Annotated in this window: 9 protein-coding genes and 1 tRNA gene; 4 read left to right on the top strand and 6 right to left on the bottom strand. The window is 63.4% G+C overall.

All coding sequences use genetic code 11. The features are described from left to right. On the bottom strand, positions 1-305 hold a 305-nt coding region (locus ACIPUD_RS36340), incomplete at its 3' end, for an Hpt domain-containing protein (protein WP_446482300.1). 197 nt (positions 306-502) lie between these two features. Beyond that, positions 503-1,156: a histidine phosphotransferase ChpT gene (chpT, locus tag ACIPUD_RS36335; RefSeq protein ID WP_018458347.1), complete on the bottom strand. Its 654-nt coding sequence runs from the start codon at positions 1,154-1,156 to the stop codon at positions 503-505. Between the two features lie 171 nt (positions 1,157-1,327). On the opposite strand from chpT, the gene ACIPUD_RS36330 reads away from it, so the two are divergent. Then, positions 1,328-2,155: a 3'(2'),5'-bisphosphate nucleotidase CysQ family protein gene (locus ACIPUD_RS36330; protein WP_085348586.1), complete on the top strand. Its 828-nt coding sequence runs from the start codon at positions 1,328-1,330 to the stop codon at positions 2,153-2,155. Between the two features lie 14 nt (positions 2,156-2,169). Here the strand turns inward: ACIPUD_RS36330 and ACIPUD_RS36325 are convergent, their stop codons facing one another. Then, a complete protein-coding gene (locus ACIPUD_RS36325; protein ID WP_026233560.1) occupies positions 2,170-2,655 on the bottom strand; it encodes a YHS domain-containing (seleno)protein in 486 nt (161 codons plus the stop codon). Positions 2,656-2,794: 139 nt separating this feature from the next. Here ACIPUD_RS36325 and ACIPUD_RS36320 point away from each other — a divergent pair, with 139 nt between their 5' ends. The 3 genes from ACIPUD_RS36320 to ACIPUD_RS36310 all read left to right on the top strand — a co-directional run bounded on the left by ACIPUD_RS36320 (position 2,795) and on the right by ACIPUD_RS36310 (position 5,049). Beyond that, positions 2,795-3,400 carry a DUF1134 domain-containing protein gene (locus ACIPUD_RS36320; RefSeq protein ID WP_018458350.1) on the top strand — a complete coding sequence of 202 codons (606 nt, stop codon included), beginning with the start codon at positions 2,795-2,797 and terminating at the stop codon, positions 3,398-3,400. 119 nt (positions 3,401-3,519) lie between these two features. Beyond that, on the top strand, positions 3,520-4,818 hold the full coding sequence (locus ACIPUD_RS36315; RefSeq protein WP_018458351.1) for a hypothetical protein: 1,299 nt from the start codon (positions 3,520-3,522) through the stop codon (positions 4,816-4,818). Positions 4,819-4,974: 156 nt separating this feature from the next. After that, positions 4,975-5,049, top strand: a tRNA-Val gene (locus ACIPUD_RS36310). A gap of 173 nt (positions 5,050-5,222) precedes the next feature. Here the strand turns inward: ACIPUD_RS36310 and ACIPUD_RS36305 are convergent. Genes ACIPUD_RS36305 through ACIPUD_RS36295 form a run of 3 tightly spaced genes read right to left on the bottom strand, consistent with a single transcriptional unit; the run spans position 5,223 to position 6,947 of the window. Then, positions 5,223-5,489 carry a hypothetical protein gene (locus ACIPUD_RS36305; RefSeq protein ID WP_446482559.1) on the bottom strand — a complete coding sequence of 89 codons (267 nt, stop codon included), beginning with the start codon at positions 5,487-5,489 and terminating at the stop codon, positions 5,223-5,225. Between the two features lie 8 nt (positions 5,490-5,497). After that, positions 5,498-6,367, bottom strand: coding sequence for a nucleotidyl transferase AbiEii/AbiGii toxin family protein (locus ACIPUD_RS36300; RefSeq protein WP_446482558.1), 870 nt, complete (start codon positions 6,365-6,367; stop codon positions 5,498-5,500). Next, the gene (locus tag ACIPUD_RS36295) at positions 6,360-6,947 is read right to left on the bottom strand and encodes a type IV toxin-antitoxin system AbiEi family antitoxin domain-containing protein (protein ID WP_446482557.1); all 588 of its coding nucleotides are present in this window, start codon (positions 6,945-6,947) and stop codon (positions 6,360-6,362) included. Before ACIPUD_RS36295 ends, ACIPUD_RS36300 begins: the two co-directional genes overlap by 8 nt. Positions 6,948-6,960 lie beyond the last annotated feature (13 nt).

Here is a 6,960-nt window from a genome sequence, read left to right as displayed (position 1 = left end):
GCCTCCAGCCCGGCCAGAATTTCCTTGATGCGGTCGATCGAGGACAGGATCACCGTCACCGCCTGCCCCGTCACCGGCATGCCGTCACGGAATTTTCCCATCAGCGTCTCGCCGGCATGCGCCAGCGCTTCCAGTCGCGGCAATCCGAGGAAGCCGCACGTGCCCTTGATGGTGTGGACCAGCCGGAAAATGTTATCCAGGATCTTGGCGTTGTTCGGCTCCTGTTCGAACTTCACCAGCTGATTGTCCACGGTGTCCAGGCTCTCGCTGGTTTCCGTCAAAAACTCCCGCAACAGATCATCCATGAAAACAGGCCTTCATACAGGGAGGGCGCGCACACAAGACGTGATGCGCCAATTCGGAATGGGGCCAGCTTCACCGCAAAGCGTTTAATAATGGTTGAGTATGTGGAAAAGAACGGAACCAACAAAGAGATAAGGCGCTCCGGACAAGCCGAAGCGCCTCGTAAAGATTCGATTAACGTTTGAGAGCGGCGGCGTGTCTACGACGCGATAATGGTGATGGCCTCGCCTTCGTGCGCGAGCCTCACGGTCAGCCCGCAAGCCTCTGCCAACAGCCGCGTATAATAAGGCTGGATCGCATGTGCATCCGCAGCCGGGCCGCGCTCGCCGCTCAGGAGCTCGGAGATGTTCTGCGGCAGGCGCGCATTATGTCCGGTCGCGGTGATGCGGAAGCTCATGGTCTCGCCCTCGCCGATCGGATCGATCGTCAGCGTGCCGCCGCGCGGGATCGTGTGCTGCGAAACGACCAGCATGTTGAGCAGCAGCTTGACGCGATTCTTCGGCAGCAAGATCCGCGGCAGATTCCAGGTGATCGAGCACTTGCCGTCCTCGATGTGGCCGCGCGCCATGGTCTGGGCATCGCCGAGATCGATCTGCGCGCCGGACGAGCCGGCCGCACCAAAAGCGAGGCGGCAGAACTGAAGGCGAGCGGAGGCGGTTTTCGCGCTCTTGCGTATCAAGTCGAGTGCGAACTCGCGGTCGTCGGGCTTGGGATCGTCGTCGAGCACTTCGAGCCCATTGACGATGGCGCCGACAGGGCTGATGAGATCGTGGCAGACCCGCGAGCACAGCAGCGCAGCGAGTTCGAGCGCATCTGGAGCGGTGGCGGTAGCGGGTGACGAAGCGTCAGACATAAAGGGTTCCTGGAATTGCACGGCGCGGACGCGGCGAATCAAGCATGCTTGACGAATGCCGCAGGTTCTAACATTCGCTGGCACGTGGCAGCTAGCTTGCGATCGGTTCGAAGCGGCCCTAATGCCGCGGCGAATCACTCGCTTAGGGATGGAATTGCCGATGAATGAGGCATGCAGGTGAAGCGGATCATCGACGGCGCGGCCGCCTCCCACCTGATGGAGCCGCTCACCGCCCTGGTGGTGAAGGCGGGCGAAGCCATCCTCGCGGTCAACCGCGCAGCGATGCGGGTCGACGGCAAGCAGGACGGCTCGCCGGTGACCGAGGCCGACCTTGCGGCCGACCGCATCATCGCGGACGGGCTGGCACAGCTTGCGGGCGACATCCCGACGCTCTCGGAAGAGCGGACCCAGCTCGCCTCGCCGCCGTTCCGCGCCAGCTTCTTCCTGATCGACCCGCTCGACGGCACCAAGGAGTTCGTCGCCGGGCGCGACGAGTTCACCGTCAACCTTGCCCTGGTGACATCGGGCGTGCCGCTGCTGGGCATCGTCAGCGCGCCGGCACTCGGGCTGCTCTGGCGCGGCATCGTCGGCCGTGGCGCCGAGCGCGTCGGGTTCGACGGCGCAACCATCGGCGCTGCCGAGCCGATCCATACCCGCAAGCTGCCGCCCCTGGGCGAACCCTGGATCGCCGCGGTGAGCCGCTCGCATGGAGATCCCCGAACCGAGGCGTTCATCGATCATCGCCCCAGCGCCGTCAGAAAGGCGGTCGGCTCGGCCGTGAAATTCGGACGGATCGCGGAAGGCAGTGCCGACATCTACCCCCGCTTCGGGCCCACTTGTGAATGGGACGTCGGGGCCGGCTACGCGGTCGTGACCGCGGCCGGCGGCAGCGTGACCGACGGCAAGGGCGGCGCGCTCCGCTTCGGCGAGCGGCACGATGGCGGCTTCATCATCCCGGAGTTCATTGCTTGGGGTGACCCGCAGGCGGCAAGACTCTGAGGTCGTAAAGGGGCCTACTGGCTGAGCTTGTCCTGGAGGGCGGGCCAGCGCTTGCCCACCTCATAGAGGAAGCGCTCGGGATTGGCGGCGAAGGCGTCGCGATTGGCTTCCCGGCTGAACAGATAGAGCCGCTGCGCCGCGATCGCGAAGAAGCGGGGGTTACCGGCGATGATGACGCCGCGGGCGATATCGACCGGATCGTAGCCGCCGAACTGCGGCCCGTAGACCTCGGGATGGGCGAGGAAAGACGCCCGGTTGCCCTCGTTCCGAAAGCGCCAGACGGCGCCCCACAGGTTCGCCTCGAACTCGGCCGTCCCCTGCACGGCCGTGCCAGCGACGAAATAGGCCACGGGGTCGAAGCCCTCGATCGCCACGCCACTGAAACGGTTGACGACGATCCGCTCGGTGGTGGCCGCCTGCGCCGGCAACCCCGCGCAGAGGATCCAAATGCCCGACAGCATGCAGACCAGAAGGCCGATCAAGGCAATTCCGGGGCGCAAAGGGCTGGCTTCCTGCCGTTGTGCCGTCATAGTTGCTGCGGATAACATCCGAGTCGAGGGGACATCCGGCGCAACCTAGAGCCGCGCCTGTTGGCGCCAGGTTAAGGAAGCGACCGGATTCGATACCAGGGGTTCTTTTATGACTTTCGCATCACGCCTTGCCGCAGTCGCGCTTGCCGCGATGGTCGGGTGGATCAGTCCGGCTTCCGCCCAGCAGCCGCCGCCGCCCGACTTGCCGCCGCCGCAGCGGACCCAGACGCCCAGCACCTATGGGCCGGACGAACTCGTGAACGCCGGGCATCGCTTCTTCGGCAACGTCTCGCGCGGTCTCGCCTCGATCATCGAGAAGGCGGTCAGCCAATGGGGCCTGCCCAACGGCTATATCCTCGGTGAGGAAGGGTCCGGCGCTTTCGTCGCCGGCCTGCGCTACGGCGAAGGCACGCTCTACACCAAGAACGCCGGTGACCTCAGGGTGTACTGGCAGGGTCCCTCGCTCGGCTTCGACTGGGGTGGCGACGGCGCGCGCACCATGACGCTGGTCTATAATCTGCCCGCCACCAACGCGATCTACCAGCGCTTCGCCGGCCTCGACGGCTCGGCCTACATCATCGGCGGCTTCGGCATGACGGCGCTCACCGCCAACAACATCGTGCTGGTGCCGATCCGCTCGGGCCTCGGCCTGCGGCTGGGAGCCAATATCGGCTATTTGAAATTCACCCCGCGCGCGACCTGGAACCCGTTCTAGCGTTCCGCTTTCCCCTCCGGCGACGGATCAAGGTTAACGACATGTCGGGGCTGGCTTTTTGCCGGCCCCGCATGCAATGTCCTTGGTAAATTTTTCCTTAGCTTTGGGAGTTCTGGCCCATGGTCGAACCGATCATGTACCTGGCGATCGGTTTCTTGCTCTCGATGCTGTGCGGGCTCGCGATCGTGCCGCTGGTGCATAACCGCGCCGTGCGCCTGACCACGCGCCGGCTCGAGGCCGCCACGCCGTTGTCGATGGCCGAGATCCAGGCCGACAAGGACCAGCTCCGCGCCGAGTTCGCCATGTCGGCGCGACGGCTGGAGATGAGCGTCGACCAGCTCAAGAACAAGACCACGAGCCAGCTCGCCGAGCTCGGCAAGAAGAGCGACGCCATCAACCGCATGAAGATCGAGCTCGGCGAGAAGAACGCCACGATCTTCGCGCTCGAAGCGCGCGAGAAGGCGGTGAAGGAGCAGCTCCGCGCCACCGAAGAGGAATTCAACACCAAGACCGCAGCCCTGCGCGCCGCCGAGCTCGCGCTGACCGACAAGCAGGGCGAGCTCGCAAAGATCAATTCCGAACTGTCCGACCGCTCGATGATGGCGGAGAGCCGTCAGGTCGAGCTGGTCGCGGTCCGTGCGCAGATCGAGGAGCTGAAGCACCGCGTCGGCGACGCCGAAAAGGAATTTGCCGCGACACAGGCGCGGCTGGCGCAGGAGCGCACCGAGTCCGAGACCGCTTCGCGCGAGCTCGGCGACGCCCGCGGCCGCGTCGAGAATCTGAGCCAGCGCGTCACCGACCTCGATCGCCAACTCATCGTGCAGGTGAAAGAGGCCGAGATGTTGTCGGGCCGCGTCGGCGATCTCGAGGGACGCCTTGCCACGCAGGGCAAGCTGCTCGCCGAACGCGACTATGAGAACAACCAGCTCCGCCAGGCCAACGAGGCCAATGAGCGCATCATCAAGGAGCTGCGCGTTGAGATCGCGGCGTTGAGCGGCGGCAAGTCCTCGGCCGCAATGGAATCGATCCGCGCGGAAAAGACCGCGCTCGAGGAGCAGCTGCGCACCGCCCGCGACGAGCGCGCCAAGCTCCAGCGCGACATCAACGCGATCCAGCAACAGGCCGAGAGCTCCTGGGCGACCGAGCGGATGGAGAACGCGCTGCTGCGCGAACGCATCAACGACATCGCAGCCGAGGTGGCCAAGCTCGCGATGCAGCTCGAAGGGCCGAACTCGCCGATCGAGGCCCTGCTCGCGGCGGAGGCCGGCCAGCCGCCGAGGCCGGCGCCACGCCCGGCCAACGACGCCCCTGCCAACGGCACCGCCGCAGGCACCCTGCCCGAAGGCGGCGGAACACTGGCCGAACGCATCCGCGCGCTCCAGGCCCACGCCTCCCGCGCCCGCCAGCAGGGCGCGTAAGCGGCCCCAAGATGGTCTGACCGCCGAATTGCGGGTCCGGGGGAAGGTTTTCCGGCCCGGCAGCGCCTCGAAACTTGACACCTTCGGCCTGCACTTCTAAATCGCGGGCTCCAAAGCATCGGCGGCCGAAACTCGGGTCGCCTGCATGATGGTTTCGGGTGCATAGCTCAGCGGGAGAGCGTTCCCTTCACACGGGAGAGGTCCAAGGTTCGATCCCTTGTGCGCCCACCATTAGTCCCATAACTACAACGACTTATCGGGTTGCTTCCCCCGCATTGTGCCCCGAAAAGTCTGGGGCATAACAGGGGCACGTGGCAAAAAAGATCGTCCCTCTACCTTCGGCCGCCGCTCCGACCCCGACGGCGAAAGCTCGTTAGTGTTTCACGACGAGAGACTTTCCAACCTCACAGCGACGGCATGGCACTGTCGGCATCATCGAAGAGCGGTTCGATTGTTCCTGCCCATGGGCCATTTGGTTTGACGTGGTGGCCGTTGGTGATCGCGCCGAATTGCTTTGGTGGCGCTCGAAGCGTCTTACCGTCCCATGCAATTCTTGTGACACTGCCGTCTTTGTCTTTCCAAAGTTCGGACAGACCGCGTGGCCACCAGTGGTGCAGAGCGGACTTAAGAGGCTTACCATTCATGCCGACGGTTCTGGTCTTTCCGACCATGGCAGATCCTAGCCTTGGAGTTTCCGTGCCGCTTCCGCGTGTGGCATCAGGAACGCGGCGAGCGTCTCGACGACGCCCTTTAGAGCACCCGGATCGATTGCGACGTCCTGGATGAAAGCTGTCCATTGCTGGATCTTGGTCGGGTCGTTCGCGAAAGTCTCGCTGAGAGCGTCTGGCCGCTCAGTTGGAATCTGTGTCTTTCTGCGGTCGAACGTAGCGCGTATTGCGCGAGCGAGCCGGTTATCCTTGAATTCATAAGTACGCGCCAGAACCCAGATATCGTAAAAGTCTTTCAAACGCGTATTGGCGAGTCCAAGATGGACCATCGCCTGGAGTTTCTCCGCGATGACCGTCTCCGGCGGATAGGCTCGCAGCTTGGGAGCCGGTTGATCGAGCAACGGCCGAAGCTCGATTTGATTGAGTCCAGGCTCGGTCGCGCCGCCATAGCCGATATCAACGACGATACGCACGCGAGCCCCATCAATCGTCGCGTAGCATTTGAGGCGGAGCCCGCTATATCCTGAATCGTCGCGAACCGTGTCAACCTCGAGGGTGCCTGTGTCGAACGTCACGCCATCGTCGGCTTGGATGGAACCAATTTCCCTGAAAAAGCCGAGTGTAAGCTGCGGATCGCTCTCGCCAAATCCAAGCAAATCAAGATCCCGGGTCGGCCGGTGCGGATCGTCGAGCCAGTGGCGCAGCAGCATCGCGCCTTTGAGGACGAACTTGTCCTTGTAATTGCTGATGCTGAGCCGGTAGAGCAATCTGCCAAGCGCATACTGCGTGAGCAGGAGATCGAACGGCTCGTTCCGCTCTTTCGCAAGGTTGAGCAGACGGGCGCGGACCGAAGCCGGGACATTCTTCAGCGGCTTACGCATTGACAGTCAGCGTCTCAAGGCGCGGCTGAACGATTTTTTCCCATATGCCGGCCTCGACGGCGTACTTTGCGATTTCGGACGGTGTCGCTTTGCGTAGCCTGAGCGCGTCTTTCATCGCTTGCGTGGCATGTGCGAGACCTGCGGGCGCGTTGTAGAAAGCCTTCTGACGTTGGCCGCTCTTGAAGAGATCAACGATCGTTTTGGCCGGCACATAGATCGGTACTGAGACCCCTTCGATGGTGTGACGCTCAATGCCCTTGTCGAACTCCTTGGGACCAATTCGCGCGATCTCAATGCGGGGGTTCGTGATCTTGGGTCGCCAGTCGCGCGGGCCAATCGCCATCCACACATAGGGAGGGATACGGTCTGTCAGCTCATGAAAGGCGAGCGCGGAGTCGTAACAGATGACGCCGTTGGGAATGAGTTTCGCGGCAACGGCGAGTGAGTGGTTGCCATCCAGCTGGGCATCAGGGAGCTGGTAAAGGCCGCGACTGAGTTGATTGACCGCAGCCTTTTGCTCCATTCGGGAAATGGTTGCGGCCGTGATTCCTTCCTCGAGGAATTCGGAAAGCCGCATCATTCCCCGCTTCTGG

Source organism: Bradyrhizobium sp. CAR08, from assembly GCF_052871955.1.
This window is presented reverse-complemented; position numbering and strand designations above follow the sequence as displayed.